The 17,146-nt window shown below is 44.8% G+C and carries 14 protein-coding genes and 1 pseudogene; all 15 read left to right on the top strand.

Features of this window, described 5'->3' with window-relative positions; genetic code table 11:
* Positions 1–3: 3 nt before the first annotated feature.
* The 15 genes and pseudogenes from AR1Y2_RS08905 (at position 4) to AR1Y2_RS08830 (ending at position 17,146) form a co-directional block, all read left to right on the top strand.
* Positions 4–915 carry a cation diffusion facilitator family transporter gene (locus AR1Y2_RS08905; RefSeq protein WP_137328645.1) on the top strand — a complete coding sequence of 304 codons (912 nt, stop codon included), beginning with the start codon at positions 4–6 and terminating at the stop codon, positions 913–915.
* Positions 916–1,421: 506 nt separating this feature from the next.
* Positions 1,422–1,842 (top strand): annotated as a pseudogene (locus tag AR1Y2_RS08895) (site-specific integrase); the annotation flags it as partial.
* A gap of 256 nt (positions 1,843–2,098) precedes the next feature.
* Positions 2,099–3,454, top strand: coding sequence for an MATE family efflux transporter (locus AR1Y2_RS08890; protein ID WP_137328644.1), 1,356 nt, complete (start codon positions 2,099–2,101; stop codon positions 3,452–3,454).
* 21 nt (positions 3,455–3,475) lie between these two features.
* Complete coding sequence (locus AR1Y2_RS08885) at positions 3,476–3,901, top strand: hypothetical protein (protein ID WP_137328643.1); 426 nt, start codon at positions 3,476–3,478, stop codon at positions 3,899–3,901.
* Positions 3,885–4,805, top strand: a complete 921-nt coding sequence (locus tag AR1Y2_RS08880) for a DNA/RNA non-specific endonuclease (protein ID WP_137328642.1) — start codon at positions 3,885–3,887, stop codon at positions 4,803–4,805. The genes AR1Y2_RS08885 and AR1Y2_RS08880 overlap by 17 nt, the downstream gene beginning before the upstream one ends.
* A gap of 384 nt (positions 4,806–5,189) precedes the next feature.
* On the top strand, positions 5,190–6,551 hold the full coding sequence (locus tag AR1Y2_RS08875; protein WP_137328641.1) for an MATE family efflux transporter: 1,362 nt from the start codon (positions 5,190–5,192) through the stop codon (positions 6,549–6,551).
* 43 nt (positions 6,552–6,594) lie between these two features.
* Entirely contained in the window at positions 6,595–7,614 is a 1,020-nt protein-coding gene (locus tag AR1Y2_RS08870; RefSeq protein WP_137328640.1) for an alpha-hydroxy-acid oxidizing protein, read from the top strand.
* Between the two features lie 304 nt (positions 7,615–7,918).
* Positions 7,919–10,561, top strand: coding sequence for a calcium-translocating P-type ATPase, PMCA-type (locus tag AR1Y2_RS08865; RefSeq protein ID WP_137328639.1), 2,643 nt, complete (start codon positions 7,919–7,921; stop codon positions 10,559–10,561).
* Between the two features lie 59 nt (positions 10,562–10,620).
* Positions 10,621–11,679 carry a tyrosine-type recombinase/integrase gene (locus tag AR1Y2_RS08860; RefSeq protein WP_137328638.1) on the top strand — a complete coding sequence of 353 codons (1,059 nt, stop codon included), beginning with the start codon at positions 10,621–10,623 and terminating at the stop codon, positions 11,677–11,679.
* Positions 11,680–11,697: 18 nt separating this feature from the next.
* Complete coding sequence (locus AR1Y2_RS08855) at positions 11,698–12,255, top strand: CDP-alcohol phosphatidyltransferase family protein (RefSeq protein ID WP_137328637.1); 558 nt, start codon at positions 11,698–11,700, stop codon at positions 12,253–12,255.
* A gap of 77 nt (positions 12,256–12,332) precedes the next feature.
* A complete protein-coding gene (locus AR1Y2_RS08850) occupies positions 12,333–12,797 on the top strand; it encodes a helix-turn-helix transcriptional regulator (protein WP_137328636.1) in 465 nt (154 codons plus the stop codon).
* The gene (locus AR1Y2_RS08845) at positions 12,794–13,138 is read left to right on the top strand and encodes a hypothetical protein (protein WP_137328635.1); all 345 of its coding nucleotides are present in this window, start codon (positions 12,794–12,796) and stop codon (positions 13,136–13,138) included. Before AR1Y2_RS08850 ends, AR1Y2_RS08845 begins: the two co-directional genes overlap by 4 nt.
* Positions 13,139–13,188: 50 nt before the next feature.
* Positions 13,189–15,045, top strand: a complete 1,857-nt coding sequence (locus AR1Y2_RS08840; protein WP_137328634.1) for an ATP-dependent nuclease — start codon at positions 13,189–13,191, stop codon at positions 15,043–15,045.
* An 11-nt stretch (positions 15,046–15,056) separates the two neighbouring features.
* A complete protein-coding gene (locus tag AR1Y2_RS08835) occupies positions 15,057–15,416 on the top strand; it encodes a YccF domain-containing protein (protein WP_024727534.1) in 360 nt (119 codons plus the stop codon).
* Between the two features lie 14 nt (positions 15,417–15,430).
* On the top strand, positions 15,431–17,146 hold the full coding sequence (locus AR1Y2_RS08830; RefSeq protein ID WP_137328633.1) for a B12-binding domain-containing radical SAM protein: 1,716 nt from the start codon (positions 15,431–15,433) through the stop codon (positions 17,144–17,146).

Raw genomic sequence — 17,146 nt, 5'->3', positions numbered from 1 at the left:
ATTATGGAAAAAGGTAGACTTCTGCAAAACAAAAATGTAAATAAGGCTATTCAGGTTTCCAAAATCACACTAATCCTCAACCTGAGTTTATCGCTACTTAAATTTGTTGCCGGATATATAGGAAAGTCAAGTGCCATGCTGTCGGACGCTGTACACTCGGCTTCTGATGTATTAAGCACAATCGTTGTGATGGTTGGAATTAAAATATCAGAAAAACAGCCTGATAGAGAACATCCTTATGGGCATGAACGTATGGAATGTGTGGCTTCCATTATTCTTTCTGTTGCATTGGCTATAACAGGTGCTGGAATTGGATATTCAGGTATCAAGAAAATCTTTTCAGAACAGTACAATACGCTTTCTGCTCCTAGTGGAATCGCACTTACGGCGGCAGTCTTATCCATTGTTATAAAAGAGTGGATGTACTGGTTTACAAGAAGTGCTGCAAAGCATACAAATTCTGACGCACTTATGGCTGACGCATGGCACCACCGCTCTGATGCACTCTCGTCGGTTGGTTCCTTAATTGGCATTTTAGGAGCGCGTTTAGGCTATGCTATTCTCGACCCTATTGCAAGCGTTGTGATTTGCGGTTGTATCTTAAAAGCTGCTTTGGACATTTTCAAAGAAAGCATTAACAAAATGGTAGACCATAGTTGTGACAATGCTACTGAAACAAAGATTAGGGAAGTTGTGCTTCAGCAGCAAGGGGTTGATGGTATTGATGAATTAAAAACCCGCATGTTTGGAGCGAAAATGTATGTAGATATTGAAATATTAGCTGATGGTAATTTAGCTCTTTATGACGCTCATAGAATTGCTGAGGGAGTCCATCAAACGATTGAAAACAACTTTCCACAATGTAAACATTGTATGGTACATGTTAATACGAATGAACTTCTCTATTCTGCGTAGGACAGGGAAGATGATTTAAGACTATTGAAAGGGAAAGGGGGGAAGTAGGTATGGAACAATACTGGTGGATTATCATTGTTGTGGTTTTGATTGTCGTTGGCTTACTTAAAATTGTAATTATGAAGAAGTATAACCAAAGGAGAAATTCTAACAATCGTTCAAAAGATAGCGAGGACGACAAGATGTATTAAGGTTTATTGAAATCTGTTATGTTGAAGAATGATGTTTTTAGATACTAGAAAGTGCTTTAAGGGGGCTAATGTTATGGAAAGCTTTAAGTACAATTCCATACAATCAAATACAATTTAATAAATCTTTACAAAAAATTGAATGCAATACAGCTTTAAAGGCTCGTACAAACCATATGTTTTGTGCGGGCTTTTTTAGTGCAAATAATTTTTTTAATTTTTTCGGTTTCAAATTAGCAAATCACACCTGCAATTCCCTATATGGTGCGAAAAGAGGAACAAACACTTTTCACGTTATAACGGAAAGGCGGTAATGATATTCATATTTCTGAATTTTGTGGATTGACAACGCATATTGATATGCAGAACAGAATACTCAATATGTACCACCAGCTATTAAGAGATATCGAAATCGGCTACTATATTGATACTCCAAAAACAAAGAACGGAAAACGAGAACTTCCATTGGCAGAAAGAGCTTATCAAGCACTCCAAAGAATACTAAAGAACAGAGGAAAAGCACAACCGCTGATTATGGCTGGTTACAGTAATTTCCTATTCCTAAACCGCGAGGGATTGCCTAAAGGACAAGTTACCGAACATCACACCTCATTCATTCAGACATACCTATTATACGAATATGGAAAACAAAGGAATGAACCCTAATACTCTGCAATATCTCATGGGACACGCTAACATAACCATAACACTTGGCTATTATGCACAAGGTACATTTTAATCTGCAAAAGCGGAACTGGAAAGACTGGTAAGCTGGGATAATTTAAAAATCAGCTTTCTTTGAAAATGTTAAAACCCTTTTCAAAAGTAAGACAAGCAGAATAAATGATCCATGAGACGTTATCATGGATCATTTTTCTATCCATTCATTATTATGAGACTATCAAATAATTTAAATTTATACAATATAGTGAAGATATCTTGATTGCTTTTTGGTATAATAAAGATAATTATCAAGGAAAGATGAGAGTATTAATATGATATCTGAAAAATCTTTTTATAAAACCTTCGCTCTGCTGACGTTATCGCTGGCATTGCAGAATCTGCTCACCTACGGTGTCAATCTCGCGGACAACCTGATGCTAGGTTCTTACAGTGAGACGGCTTTGTCCGGCTCGGCCCTGTGCAACCAGATACAGTTTTTTTTACAGATGCTGGTGGTGGGTGCCTCGGAAGGGGCAGTGGTCATGGGAACCCAGTATTTCGGAAAAGGCAGGTTTGAGCCCATCGTACATACCATCGGGACCGCAGTGCGCTTCGGCGGCGGTATTGCTGCAGTCATGTTTCTGCTGATTCTGTTCTTCCCAGGACAGATCCTGGGCCTTCTCACCAATGACGCCGCTGTCATTGCAGAAGGAGTAAAGTATCTGCAGATCATTTGCTTTACCTACCTGATGTTTACAGTGACTAATATTTTGACGGCATCCCTGAGATCCGTCGGGATCGTTAAAATAGGATATATCATCTCAGCATCTACGCTGATCCTGAATATGATCCTGAACTCATGCCTGATCTACGGCAATTTTGGATTTCCGGAGCTGGGTATCCGGGGCGCAGCCGTTGCGACGCTATGTTCCCGCACGGTGGAACTTCTGATCGTGATCTGGTATTTAAAATATAAGGAACATTCCCTGAATCTGACCTTAAAAAAGCTGGTCTTCATCGATCGGTCGTACATCAGAGACTATAAAAGGACCGCACTTCCGGTACTCACAAGCCAGGCACAGTGGGGCCTCGCCCAGATGGCACAGACCGGGGTGCTCGGACATTTAGGAGCCCCGGCCATTGCGGCCAACTCCATAGCCACCATTGTATTTCAGATCATCACGGTGGTGGTCTACGGCTCTGCCAGCGCCTCAGGAATCATGATCGGATGGACCATAGGGGAGGAAAAAGAAAAGAATATAAAACCTATGGTAAAAACCCTGGAGATTTTATTCCTCTCCATCGGTATTCTATCGGGACTGGCCATTTTCCTGATCCGGGAACCTGTCCTGTCCCTGTATCAGATCTCCCCGCAGGCAAAGGCACTTTCCATGCAGTTTATGGCAATACTGTCGGTGACAACCGTTGGGACCGCTTATCAGATGTCCTGTGACAACGGTATTATCCGCGGGGGAGGCAACACCAGCTTCAGCATGAAAATGAACCTGATCAGCATGTGGCTGATCCTTCTGCCGATCTCCATCTTTGCCGCCTTTGTCCTGCATCTGCCCCCGATCGTCGTCTTCTTCCTGCTGAAATGGGATCAGCTTTATAAAGCAATCCCTGTATTCATAAGGCTGCACCGCTGGAAGTGGATCACCAAGGTCACAAGGGAAGAAGCTGCCTAGAGAGAAAGGAGAGAACCTGTCATGAAACTGATCACCTGTCTGGATGACAAAAACGGCCTATTATTCCATTGCAGAAGGCAGAGCCAGGACCGTGGGCTCAGGGCTTTTATGAAAGACATGGTAAAAGAATCCAGAGTATATATGAACTCTTACACCTATGGGCTCTATAAAGATATCCCAAACGCTGTGGTCTGCGATGATTTCTTAGAAAAGGCAGACACCGGGGATTACTGTCTGGTAGAAGACTGCACGGTAAGGGATTATGAGGACCGAATTAATGAATTGATCCTTTTCCGTTGGAATAAGATCTATCCGGCAGACTTGTATTTTGACCTGGATCTGTCGGCATGGCATCTGGAAGAAACAGAGGAGTTTGAAGGATCCACCCATCATATCACAAAAGAAAGATATACAAAGGAGAAACATCACTATGAAACTGCGAAATAGAATCTCAGCCGCATTATTGACCCTGATCCTGGTATTCAGCCTCGGAGCGTGCCAGCCAGCGGACAAAACCGATTCAGCTGTCAAAGAGACGGCAAAAACCGAAACACAGAATGTATCCATAGACAATATCCCCGACTATTCGGGCAAAATGTATGTGGAGCTAAATAACAACAGCCCTGATTTTACTTCAAAGGATTTAAAATCCAAATCCTACGAATCCTACAGTAAACTGGATTCCCTGGGCAGATGCGGCACAGCACAGGCAAACATCGGAAAAGACATCATGCCCACCAAAAAGCGCGGAGCCATCGGAATGGTGAAGCCTACCGGGTGGCATACTGTCAAATACAACAACGTAGACGGCAAGTATCTCTATAACCGCTGTCACCTGATCGGCTATCAGCTCACCGGAGAAAATGCAAATGAAAAGAATCTCATCACCGGAACCAGAGCCATGAACGTGGACGGGATGCTGCCGTTTGAAGACATGGTGGCCGACTATGTAAAGGAAACTGGAAACCATGTTCTGTACCGGGTCACTCCAGTCTATGAAAAGAAGGATCTGGTAGCAAAAGGTGTCCAGATGGAAGCTAAATCTGTGGAGGATAAAGGAAAAGCAGTGGAGTTTAATGTCTTTGTCTATAATGTACAGCCAGGTATATCCATTGACTACAAAACAGGTGAGAGCACGGCTTCAAAAGCGGCATCCGGCCAAAAGAGCACATCTTCCAAAAAAAGCAGTCATGAAAGTACCTCAAGCTATATCTGCGGTAATTCCAGGTCCAAAGTTTATCACTGCCCCGGACAGAGAGATTATGAAAAGATGAAATCCTCTAAGTATCTTGTGAAGTTCCAGAGTGAAAAGGAAGCACAGCAGGCAGGATACAGAAAAGCGAAACGATAGCGATTTTAATTGGAGTATTGATACAGATGCCTTTCTCCAGACATTGGATCATACATGTAGAAGCAAGTCTGCGTATAAAAAACAAGATACTTAGAAGTTCATCTTTTTTATCATACGAATAACAGAACATAAAAAACATCCATGAACAAGAGTAAAAAAAAAGCTCTTGTACCATGGATGTTTTTTTATGTTCTGTTACATACAATGGTTTATCAAAGTCCATCTTAGGTAACAAAAAAGTAGTTTTGGACTTATTCATTTTATGAGACATCTATAATAGAAATGTTGACAGATACTATAATTTATAGTACTATCAACTTTGTGTTTGTTTATTGCTATAAATTATAGTAGTATATCTTAGATTAAGAAAAGGAGAAAAAAACTATGAGTAAACCGAGCAAGAATACACAATTACTTGGAAGTGCGCCAATCCCAAAGGCGCTGTTGGCATTAGGGCTTCCGACCATGATCGGGATGATGGTCAATGCGCTTTATAACCTGGTGGACGCCTATTTTGTGGGAGGGCTGGGTACCAGCCAGACAGGGGCCATCACAGTGGCCTTTCCCCTTGGGCAGATCGTCGTGGGATTAGGCCTGCTGTTTGGCAACAGCGCTGCATCCTACATTTCCAGATTATTAGGCCGAGGCGACAAGGAAACTGCAGATAAAGTTGCCAGCACAGCTCTTTACAGCAGTGTTTTGGCAGGGGCGGTCCTGATCCTCTGCACCATACTCTTCCTTGAGCCGGTCCTGAGAGTACTGGGTGCCACCGACAGCATACTGCCCTATGCTTTGACCTATACGGGCATTTATCTGATCTCATCCATCTTTAATGTGTTTAATGTCACAATGAATAATATCGTAACCAGCGAAGGAGCCGCAAAAACTACCATGTGCGCACTACTGACAGGCGCTGTCCTGAATATCATATTGGATCCGGTCTTTATCTATGTTCTGAATCTGGGAATCGCCGGAGCAGCGGCAGCCACAGCCATCTCACAGTTTGTCTCTACACTGGTATATCTGTACTATATATTCAGCCAAAGAAGCAATTTCAGCTTCCGCCTGAAACAATGCTGTTTTTCAAGGGAGATCCTGTCTGAGATTTTTAAGATCGGCATTCCCACGCTAGTATTCCAGCTGCTGACCAGCCTTTCCATCGCTTTAGTCAGTATGCAGGCAAAGATCCACGGTTACGGAGATTCCGTTATCGCCGGGATGGGGGATGCCTCAAGGATCATTTCTATGGGAAGCCTGATGGTGTTTGGGTTTATCAAAGGCTTTCAGCCTGTTGCGGGATTTAATTACGGGGCAAAAAAGTATGACCGCCTGCATGAGGCCATTCGGACCATGGTCCTATGGTCAACCGTCTTCTGTGTCATTTTTGGTCTGTCTGTTGCTTTGTTTTCTACATCTATCATATCCCAGTTTACAAAGGATGACCTTATCATGATCGATGTGGGACGGAAAGCACTGAGGGCAAACGGACTGTCATTTTTTGTGTTTGGGTTCTATACAGTATATTCCTCCCTTTATCTCGCGCTTGGAAAGGCAAAAGAGGGTTTTATCCTGGGAACCTGCAGACAAGGGATCTGTTTTCTTCCTATCATCCTGGCAGCTCCGGCGGCTGTAGGGATCAGCGGAATCCTTTATGCCCAGCCTGCTGCTGACGTTCTGGCCGCTGCGGTCACTGTTTTTATGGCTTTCAGCCTTCGCAGAGAGTTGATTGCCTTTTCCTGTGCCTGATGATAAAATGAAATCACATTTTAAAAACAGATTGGAGGATCATATGACTTATGAAGAATTGCTGGCTTCAGCCAGAACCTGTATGGGGGCTTACTGCAAGGCCTGTCCTGTGTGCAACGGAAAAGCCTGCGGCAGCCAGATCCCTGGACCGGGAGCTAAAGGATCAGGGGACACAGCGATCCGCAATTATCAGAAATGGCAGGAAATACGGGTAAATATGGATACCCTGTCTGAAAACCAGCCGGTGAGCACCGCACTTGAATTGTTTGGACAGACATTTCGTTATCCGTTTTTTGCCGGTCCCGTAGGCGCTGTAAATCTTCACTATGGTGATAAATACACAGATGTGTCCTACAATGAGATCCTGGTCTCGGCCTGTGCACAAGCGGGAATTGCTGCTTTTACCGGTGACGGAGTTAATCCGGAAGTGATGACGGCAGCCACTCAGGCCATCAAGGCAGCCGGCGGTATGGGTGTACCCACAGTAAAACCATGGAATCTGGAGACGATACGGGAGAAGTTTTCTCAGGTTCACAGCTGCGGTGCCTTTGCGGCGGCGATGGATGTGGACGCAGCCGGGCTTCCTTTCTTAAAGAATATGACACCTCCCGCTGGAAGAAAATCGGTAGAAGAATTGGCAGAGATCATCAAAGAATCCGGACTGCCTTTCATCGTAAAGGGTGTCATGACGGTCAAGGGTGCGCTAAAAGCCAAGGAGGCGGGTGCCTCAGCCATCGTTGTGTCCAATCACGGAGGGCGTGTTCTGGATCAGTGCCCGGCCACGGCAGAAGTGCTGGAGGAAATCACAGAAGCAGTAGACGGCTCTATGAAAATCCTGGTTGACAGCGGACTGCGTTCCGGAGCCGATATCTTCAAGGCGCTGGCATTAGGGGCAGACGGGGTCATTATATGCCGTCCGTTTGTGACCGCCGTGTACGGAGGCGGAGCAGAGGGTGTCCATACATATATTGAGAAAATTGGAGCAGAGCTTCAGGATACCATGGCCATGTGCGGTGCAAATTCTCTGGAGGAGATTACAAGGGATATGGTCCGCTGTCTCTAAACGAAAAGATTGCAGAAAAGCAGTTGACAAACCCAATAGAACAATGGTAATATTTATCAACAATTAAAAAACCCGTGAGGGAGTAGTTAGCATATGGATATGTGGCAAGTCAACATACTGACCGTCTAGGTCTGGCTTGTCTTAAATAACGAGACTCATGTATAGCCGTCACCAGTTATATATCGTCTTTTGGACCCAAGTATAGCATGATCGGCTGTACTTGGGTCTTTTTATATTGTTTGAGCGGGCTTGCCTGCTTGATTCCAGGAAACAAAACATTGCAGGAAACAACAGGAGGATAAAGATGAACATATTCATGGAATCTCCACAGGAGACGCTCAGACGGCTGGGCGTGGAGAAGGAAAAGGGGCTTTCCGGCCCCCAGGTAAAAGAAAGCAAAAAGATCCACGGTGAAAATTCATTTTCCCGTGAAAAACCGGTATCCCTTGTGAGACGGATATGGGAAGCGTCCACGGAGCCTATGCTGATCATGCTCTTGACAGCCGCTTTTATCACGCTGGGAGTCAACATCACCAGATATTATTCTGGAGGAGAAGCAGACTTTCTGGAATGTATCGGTATCTTTGTTGCCATATCGCTGTCTGTAGCCATCACCGTTGTTATGGAAGGAAAAAGCGCAAAGGCCTTCGAGGAGTTGAATAAAATAGGGGAAGACACCCCGGTGAAAGCAGTGCGCGGCGGGAAGGTCTGTCTGATTCCCCAGCGGGAAATTGTTGTGGGCGATATCCTCTGTGTGGGGACCGGCGACAAGCTTCCGGCAGACGGACGTCTTGTGGAGTCCAGCGAATTGATGGCAGATGAATCCGCCCTTACCGGTGAAAGCATGCCAGTACATAAAGAAGCTGACATTGTTTATCAAGATCCGGCTCTTCCTGTTGCCGAACGCAGAAACGTCCTGTATTCCGGATGTTTTATCACCGGAGGCCACGGCACCGTTTTGGTGACCAGCGTGGGAGACCAGACGGAATTCGGTAAAATAGCGAAGGAGTTGTCATCTACAGACGACAGCAGCACGCCGCTTCAGGAAAAAATGGCATCCCTGGGCAAAAAAATCACGGTTCTAGGTTCAGTTGCCGCAGCTGTTGTATTTCTGATACAGCTGGCAGTCTTTCTCATGAATGGCACTGCCTCTCTGGATACAGTGTCCGACGCGTTTATCACCAGTATTGTCCTGATCGTAGCAGCAGTGCCGGAAGGGCTGCCAACCATTGTTGCCGTTTCCCTTGCAGTCAACATCATAAAGATGTCCAGACAAAATGCTCTAGTCAAAAAAATGATCGCCTGTGAGACCGTGGGCTGTATCAATGTAGTCTGTTCAGATAAAACTGGTACACTTACAGAAAACCGCATGACCGTGACGGATATTTTCAGCCAGGGCAGACTTAAAAAAACAGAGAAATTAGATGATAGGCATCTGATACAGAATTTTTGTATCAACAGCACCGCTGATATAGAGGTGGAAGACCATAAGGTAAAATTTATAGGAAATCCCACAGAATGTGCCCTTCTGGCGGCGGCCCGGCAGGCAGGTACCAATTATACTGATCTTAGGGAAAAAACGGAGATTCAGTATGTGTATCCGTTTTCTTCTGAATCCAAATATATGACGACGGTTATAAAAAGAGATGAGGGCATTGAGGTGTTTTCAAAGGGGAGTCCTGAGAAAATTATGTCATTGTGCGGAATTTCCCCTGAAGAGAGCAGTGCCGCGAAAGAACAGATTGCATATTTCCAGAGAAAAGCGTGCAGGGTCATTGGATTTGCCCATAAAGAGATGGAAGCTCCTATGGATTATAAGTTAGATCGGAAGCTTCTGGAATCCCATATGATCTTTGACGGGTTTGCCGCCATCACGGACCCGGTAAGACAGGATGTCTTTGAGGCAGCAGCCAGGTGTAAAGCTGCGGGGATCGAACTGAAAATGCTCACCGGGGATAATATCCTGACGGCTTCTGCTATCGCAGCAGAGCTGAAGCTTTTGGATGAGGACCATATGGTTGTGGAAGCCCAGCATATAGAGGTCTTGTCAGATCAGGAGTTAATGAAGGAAATCCCCCATATCCGGGTCATCGCCAGAAGTACTCCGACTGTAAAAATGCGCGTTGTAAATGCCTTAAAGCAGCTGGGCAATGTCGTTGCAGTAACCGGGGACGGGATCAACGATGCTCCTGCCATAAAAAATGCCGACGTGGGAATCGCCATGGGGATCACTGGCACAGAGGTTTCCAAAGAAGCAAGCGATATCGTACTTTTAGACGACAGTTTTTCAACAATAGTAAAAGCCATACAATGGGGAAGGGGAATCTATGAGAATTTCCAGAGATTTATACAGTTTCAGCTAACCGTCAATTTATCATCTGTTTTTGTTGTCCTGGCGTCCATCCTCGCCGGATTTTCTGCTCCATTCACCGCACTGGAGCTTTTATGGATCAATATTATCATGGACGGTCCGCCGGCACTGACCTTAGGACTGGAACCTATCCGCAAGGATTTGATGGACCAGAGTCCCACTCCCAGGAACGAAAGCATCGTAACAAAGCCTATGCTTTCACGGATTATCGTCAACGGCCTTTACATCTCCTTTGTCTTTATGGCACAGCACTGGCTCCGTTTCCTGGGAGGCAGCGACGCAGAGCAGCCCACCATCTTATTTACCCTGTTTGTGGTATTTCAGCTTTTTAATGCTTTAAATAGCCGGGAGCTTACGGATGTGAGTATCTTTAAAAATATTGGAAATAACAAACTTATGCTCTGGGTGTTTGCAGGGACGTTTGCGCTGCAGTTTTTCATCACCCAATTCGGGGGAATTGTCTTCGGCACGGTTCCCCTGGATTTCAGTATGTGGATCAAAATTCTTTTTACCGGTCTTACAGTCGTACTGCTCTCAGAGGCACTCAAATGGATAAAAAGATTCGTCAGCCAGTGACAGGTTTGTGCTATAATATGATTCAGAACACTTGACACGGAAAGGAGCTTAAAGACATTATGAAACCTCAATCTTATTATGATGAACTGAGCATGCAGCAGACCTTAAAGCTAAGAGAACTGATCCGAACACTGCCTCCTTTTTCAAAGGAATTTTTCCGGGCGATCGATACCACGACCCAGGTACGGACCCGGATCGCATATGCGTATGACCTGCGGGTGTTTTTTCACTTTCTGATGGATGAAAACCCCATATACAAAAATTATACGGTACTGGATTTCAAACCTGAAGATTTGGATAGGATTGAATCAGTGGACCTGGAAGAATATATGGAGTATTTAAAAACCTATATATCCGATGACAAACGGATGCAGAACACAGAACGGGGAATTTTTCGCAAAATGTCCTCTTTGAGAACGTTTTATGCCTATTATTATAAACGCCAGCTGATCAAGACCAATCCAACCCTTCTCGTGGATATGCCAAGAATCCATGAAAAAGAGATCATCCGCCTGGAGGTGGATGAGGTTGCCTCACTTCTGGACTTTATCGAGAGAGGCGGCGATAATTTAACCGGGCAGAAACGGATGTACTATGAAAAAACAAAAGAACGGGATCTGGCTATCATAACCCTGCTTCTCGGAACTGGTATTCGTGTTTCAGAGCTGGTAGGACTGGATATGAACGATGTGGATTTTAAGAACAATGGGCTTCATCTGATCAGAAAAGGCCGGAAAGAAATGACCGTCTATTTTGGGGACGAGGTGGCAGACGCGCTGCTTCAGTACATAGAAGGCTCCCGGGGCAAAATAATCCCCCGAGAAGGGCATGAGAATGCTTTGTTTTATTCTATGCAGAGGAAACGAATCGGTGTTCAGGCCGTGCAGAACCTGGTGAAAAAATATGCAAAACAGGTGACGCCGCTGAAAAAGATCACCCCTCATAAGCTTAGGAGTACGTATGGTACAGCTCTCTATGAGGAAACCGATGATATTTACCTGGTGGCCGAAGTCCTGGGGCATAACGATGTGAATACTACCAGAAAACACTATTCTGCCATGTCTGACACGAAGCGGAGACAGGCGGCAAAAAAAGTGACTTTAAGAGAGAAAAACTAGAAAGAGAGAGCCATCCAAATGTTTCAGAAAAAAGATCTTTTTACTATACCGAACCTTATGGGATACTTTCGCATTCTGCTGGTCCCTGTGTTTATCTATCTCTATATCAACGCGCATTCTGTGACAGACACATACAAGGCCCTGGCTGTTCTCATTCTCTCAGGTGTCACAGACTTCTTTGATGGAATTGCCGCAAGAAAGCTTCACCAGGTCACGGAGCTTGGCAAGGCTCTGGACCCTGTGGCTGACAAACTTACCCTGGGCGCGGTGATCTTTTGCCTGATCCACAGAATCCATGGTTTCCAGTACCTATTTCTCGTTTTTATTGTCAAAGAACTGTATATGCTTCTGGGCAACCTGGCCGCCATGAAGCTCAATGGAAAAAAGCTGGACGGAGCAGCCTTCATCGGCAAGGCGGCTACCATGATCACCTACTGGAGCATGGGATTTTTTCTCCTGTTTCCCGGAATGCCAAGGGCCATCCAGATCTTCCTGATGATTCTGTGCGGAGGCATGATAACTGCTACAGGACTGTACTATCTTCCTGTGTTTTTCAGGCTTGCCAAAAAAATTTGACAAAGTTCCAAACAGATTTGCTGGTACTTTGTTGTGGGATTCAATATAATGATGGCACGGAAAGGAGCACCGTTTGTATGATAGAAGAAAAATTATTAAAACTTAGAAAGAAACAGGGATACAGCCAGCAGGAAGTAGCCGATTTTTTATCCGTTACCAGGCAGACCATCTCTAACTGGGAGTGCGGCCAGGGAATGCCATCCTTAGATAAAGCGGCGGAACTTGCAAAACTGTACCATATCAGCCTGGATGATTTGACAGGGAATGAAGTGGAGGTTGTCACGAAAGAAGAAAAACCAAAGGACCTCCACCTGCTCCGGCAGCTGATTGGAAAGACATGCAGAATTGACTGTGATGACTTATCCTTAACGCTGGATATCGGCGGAAATGATAAGGTTAAGATTCTGGACGTGAATGAAGACTGGCTCCGGGTGCAGTATCTTAGAAGAAAAGAAGGCAATCTGCTGAAAAAGGAAACTGTGGTCAAATTGATCGATCTGTCTGCGGTGAACGGCTTTGAATTCATGGAGGAAGATATATGACAACTTTTTTATTGTTTGTAGTGATCGGATTGCTTGTCTATATCATTTCCAATTTAGAAAAACAGAAAAAAGAAAAACCTGCTGATGAGAAAAAACAGGCATCCATCAAACAGACCCTTGTAAGGTGCAAAGGGCGATTCTGTGAGATCACGGTCAAGGAACCCCTGGCATCTGTTGATATTATGAACCAGATCAAAGGAATTTTGATAGACTCTGATGACGAATGGGTACTGATTTCTTATTCCAAGAGAAAGAAGACAGTACAGAAGCTGTTTCGTATATCTCTCATCTGTGATATCAAAGAACTTTCTGCGCATGGGGAAGATGAAGTACTTCCATAACAGGATATATGATAGAATAAGAATATATTTATGTGATTGGAGAATTCTTTATGCAGATCACCAGCCTTTCTATTCACAACTTTAAATCCATTAAAACCATGCATTTGACCAATATCAGAAATGCTCTGATTCTGGTGGGCAAAAATAACGCGGGAAAAAGCTCTGTCTTAGATGCCGTGCGGGCAGCCGGAGGGCAGTACGAGATCACGGAAGATGATTTCCACTCATCAGGACAGAATATCGAGATCGGCATCAGCCTTTCCATCACCCAGGAGGATTTAAAGCTTCTCCACTTAGAAGGGATCGTAAGTCACTATAAGAGATATGAGATATGGGAGAAGAATTTCCGGGAACGCCTCCCATCATTTCAGGATGGCAGCCTGACCTTCTCTTTCATAGCCAACAGAAATGGCAGGATCCTGTATCAGGATGGATTCCAGAAAAACAATCCCTATATCCCGAAAGTTTTTCCAAAGATCTATTACATGGACACGGAGCGGGACATATCCCAGATCCAGGAAGATCTGTTCATCAGCCAGGAGGATAAACTGCTGACCCAGATGCGCTCCGATTGCTGCATGTTTGACAGGAAGAAGCAGTGCACCCACTGCTTTCAGTGTATCGGTCTGATCCATCAGAAAATGCCGGAGGAATTAAACGCCTTCGAGACGTCCAAGTTATTTGAATACAAGTTGTATCACCTGAATCTGGACCGTTTTGTGGAAAAGGTCAATAAAAGTTTCCACAAAAATGGAGGAGTAGGCGATGTATTTTATTATATGAACTACGACATGAATGCTCTGCTTAAGGTCCGTTCCATGATCTACAGCAGAGAACACCAAGGGGCCAGGACCGTGGAACAGCAGGGAAAGGGCATAAGGAGCATCTATATTTTGTCGCTGCTGGAAGCCTATGTGGAGGAATCCGCTAAAATCCCGTGTATCATCATGATGGAGGTCCCTGAGATCTACCTGCATCCGGAGCTCCAGAAGGCGGCGGGAGACCTTCTTTACAAGCTTTCCGAAAAGAATCAGGTCATGTTCACCACCCATGCGCCGAACTTGATCTTTAACTTCAACAGCCGCCAGATCAGACAGATTCTTCTTGATAAGGATGCCTATTCCGTTGTACGGGAAAAAACAGATCTGGGAGTCATCCTCAATGATCTGGGCTACACCGCCGCGGACCTGATGGATGTGAATTTTGTCTTTATCGTGGAAGGAAAACAGGACAAAAGCCGCCTTCCTCTTTTGCTGGAGCGTTATTACTCTGAGGTCTGTGATGAAGACGGACGGCTAAAGCGAATCGCTATCATAACCACAAACAGCTGCACCAACATCAAGACCTATGCAAACTTAAAATATATGAACCAGATTTATCTAAAGGACCAGTTTTTAATGATCCGGGACAGCGACGGAAAAGATCCGGATGTCCTGGGAAAACAGCTCTGCAGGTATTACGACGAGCGGAGCATATCCGATGTGGACCCTCTTCCTAAAGTTACCAGGAGAAATGTGCTGATCTTGAAATACTATTCCTTTGAAAACTATTTTCTGAATCCTGCAGTTATGGTAAAATTAAACCTTATCAATACAGAGGAAGAATTTTATGAAACGTTGTTTCAGAAGTGGCAGGAATACTTACACCGTCTTAAGAGCGGCAGGCATTTGATGGAGGTGCTCGGAAGAACGCTGACATCCCCTGATGATGTCAAAGCTCATATGGAGGAGATCAAGATTTATCTGCGGGGACATAACCTGTTTGATATTTTTTACGGTCCTTATAAGAAAGAGGAACGGGAACTTCTGAGACAATATATTGAATTGGCACCAAGAGAAGATTTTCAGGATATCCTTGCTGCCATTGATGATTTCATTTACTTTAAGAGTAAAAGAACAAGAGATTAGGAGGAGATATTATGGGCTGTTTCGGAAATATATTATGGTTTATCTGCGGAGGTTTTGTAAGCGGACTGGGATGGTGCCTTGCAGGATGTCTCTGGTGCATTACCATCGTGGGAATCCCGGTGGGTATCCAGTGCTTTAAGTTTGCATCCTTAAGCTTCTGGCCGTTCGGCAAAGAGGTCCGCTATGGCGGAGGTGCCGGCTCCATGCTGTTAAATATCATCTGGCTGATCGTCACAGGACTTCCCATGGCTGCCGGTTCTGCCATCATGGGGGCTTTTCTGTGCATCACTGTCATCGGCATCCCGTTTGGGCTTCAGCACTTTAAGATAGCAAAATTAGCATTGATGCCGTTTGGGGCAGAGATCATATAAATACAGGAGACAAGATGAAGGTTATACTTACTGCAATCAACGCAAAATACATTCATTCCAATCTGGCTGTCTACTGCCTGCGGGCCTATGCAAAGCCCTACCGGGAGGAGATTACCATCGCGGAATATACGATCAATCAGCAGACAGACGATATCTTGATGGATCTATATAAACAAAAGCCGGATCTACTCTGCTTTTCCTGCTATATATGGAATATAGAATATGTTGAAAGCATCCTCCGGGAGATCAAAAAGCTTTTTCCCGCCCTGCCAGTCTGGCTGGGCGGCCCGGAGGTATCTTATGATGCCCAAGATGTGCTGAAACGTTTTCCCCAGGTCACCGGAGTAATCAAAGGAGAAGGGGAAGAGACCTTTTTGGAACTGATGGACTATTATCACGGCAAAAAAGATGATCTTTCACAGATTGACGGCATCACCTGGAGGAGCGGAGAAACAATCACAGACAATCCATGGAGGCCGGTGATGGACCTTAGCAAGGTCCCTTTTGTATATGACCATATGGAGGACTTTCAGCATAAGATCATATATTATGAATCCAGCCGCGGCTGCCCGTTTTCCTGCAGCTACTGTCTTTCTTCCATTGATAAATGCCTTCGGTTCAGGGATCTTTCCCTGGTAAAAAAAGAGCTCCAATTTTTTATTGACCACAAGGTTCCCCAGGTAAAGTTTGTTGACCGGACTTTTAACTGTAATCGTACACATGCTATGGCTATATGGAGGTATCTCAAGGAACATGACAATGGAGTCACGAACTTTCATTTTGAAGTGGCAGCCGATCTGCTCAATGAAGAAGAACTGCAGCTGATCTCAGACATGCGTCCCGGCCTGATCCAATTAGAGATCGGTGTTCAATCCACAAATCCTGAGACCATCCGTGAGATCCACCGGACAATGGATTTTAAGAAGGTGGCAGGAATCGTCAAAAAGATCAATGAGGGGCACAACATCCACCAGCATCTGGATCTGATCGCAGGACTTCCATATGAGGACCTGCAAAGCTTTGCTTCGTCATTTAATGACGTTTACAAGGTAAGGCCGGAACAGCTTCAGCTGGGATTTTTAAAGGTGCTCAAAGGCTCCCATATGGAAAAGAAAAAGCATGAATATGGCCTTGTATACAAGGATACGCCTCCCTATGAGGTTCTGTATACCAAATGGCTTCCCTATGAGGATATGATGACTCTGAAATCCATAGAGAATATGGTGGAGATCTATTATAACAGCGGGCAGTTTGCCAACACAATGGAATATTTGGAGCATGAGTTCTCCTCGCCCTTTCACATGTATCAGTGTCTGGGGAATTTTTATGAGGAGAAGGGATATCACAAGATGAATCATTCCCGGATCGCCTCCTATGAGATACTGGAGGAATTTATCTGCCGGTATGCAGGGAATGAGAGTCTTCCGCTTTACCGGGAACTGTTAACCTACGACTTATATTTAAGAGAAAATATCAAAAACAGGCCGTCTTTTTCCGGGGAATACACGGTAAACAAAGACGAGCTGTATGATCTCTATGACAATATACTTCCAAAGAATCGGGAACTTTCTGCCTATGCCAATAAAAATCTGCGGAAGATGTCCCACATCGAAAAGTTCCAGTTTGATGTTGCGGGGGACGGGAGCCGGAAGGAAACCCTCCTGCTCTTTGACTATCAAAAAAGAGACCCTTTAAACCGCCAGGCTTATGTGGTCCGGATATGGAGATAA

Origin of the sequence: Anaerostipes rhamnosivorans, assembly GCF_005280655.1 — a bacterium.
Classification (GTDB): Bacteria; Bacillota; Clostridia; order Lachnospirales; family Lachnospiraceae; genus Anaerostipes; species Anaerostipes rhamnosivorans.
Note: the sequence above shows the minus strand (reverse complement) of the source record. Positions and strands in the feature narration are given on the sequence as shown.